The organism is Bartonella sp. AC130YNZD (genome assembly GCF_042196865.1).
Taxonomy (GTDB): Bacteria; Pseudomonadota; Alphaproteobacteria; order Rhizobiales; family Rhizobiaceae; genus Bartonella.
On sequence record NZ_JBHIQZ010000127.1, the window covers coordinates 1 to 900 of the forward strand.

1 protein-coding gene and 1 pseudogene are annotated in these 900 nt (G+C 39.7%); both read left to right on the plus strand.

What is annotated here, in order from left to right:
• Nucleotides 1–244 (plus strand): annotated as a pseudogene (locus ACFINU_RS10065) (hypothetical protein); the annotation flags it as partial.
• Nucleotides 241–648, plus strand: coding sequence for a hypothetical protein (locus tag ACFINU_RS10070; protein ID WP_375667700.1), 408 nt, complete (start codon nucleotides 241–243; stop codon nucleotides 646–648). The pseudogene ACFINU_RS10065 and the gene ACFINU_RS10070, both read left to right, overlap by 4 nt.
• Nucleotides 649–900 lie beyond the last annotated feature (252 nt).

Sequence of the window (900 nt, forward strand, 5' to 3'; positions counted from 1 at the left end):
GCAGGATTACGTAAACTTGGAAAATCATAAAAATGACTTTGTTGGTACAAAGATTGGCAAAAATCCTTACACTTTTGAACAAATACCTCCTGGAAGTGGTCCCTGGAAAGAGAGAGGGCAAATATTTAAGGGCTACCCCAGTGTTCATGCTTGTTATGGTCATGCAGGTTATGCGTGTACATCGCGCTATGGTTCACCTAATCGTACGCCAATTTATTCAAAATATTCAGGGAGGAAAAAATGAAGAAAATCTTGAAATTATTAAGTGGTCTCATTCTGTTAAATATCGCTGGATGTAACATTGATAAGCCTGCTCCAGGGTATTTGAGTATGTGGGAGAAAAATAGTGTTACTGATTTTACTGAGGTAGGAAAAGCTTTGTTAGAATGTGGTATGCCAACCCCTTATGATGTTTTTCCAGAAAACCAACAGCAGAGTATTAATGCGAAAGCAACAGTTGATGCTTGCATGGTTCAAGCAGGATTCCGCTATAAAGATCAAAGAGGGGGGGGGTGGTGTTATACTTTTAAAGAGAAAAACTTGCCGATTTGTCGTCCAGGTGCAGTCATACCACAGCGCAGTGTCAAGAAGCGCTTGAACAGCCCTTTTTGTACAAAGCATCCAGAACAACCTGAATGCGAGCCTTAAGTCTTGCTGTTTGTGATGATCAACAATCCCACTATTCTTGCCTTCGCTTGGAATGGCAGGATTGTTTTCTCAACCAACCATTTCAATATTGTTCACCGTTGTTTAAACAGCGATGACAGGAAATATCAACAAGCTTATGAGCTGTTTATTGTCAATAAATCCATTGAAAGAGGAGAAAATGAAAAAAATCTTAAAACTATTGAGCTGCATAGCTCTCTTAACTACAGCTGGATGTATTAACCAACCTCCTCC

Excerpts from the sequence above, each read along its gene's own strand:
- ACFINU_RS10070 (WP_375667700.1), top strand. The coding sequence starts at position 241 with ATGAAGAAAATCTTGAAATTATTAAGTGGTCTCATTCTGTTAAATATC.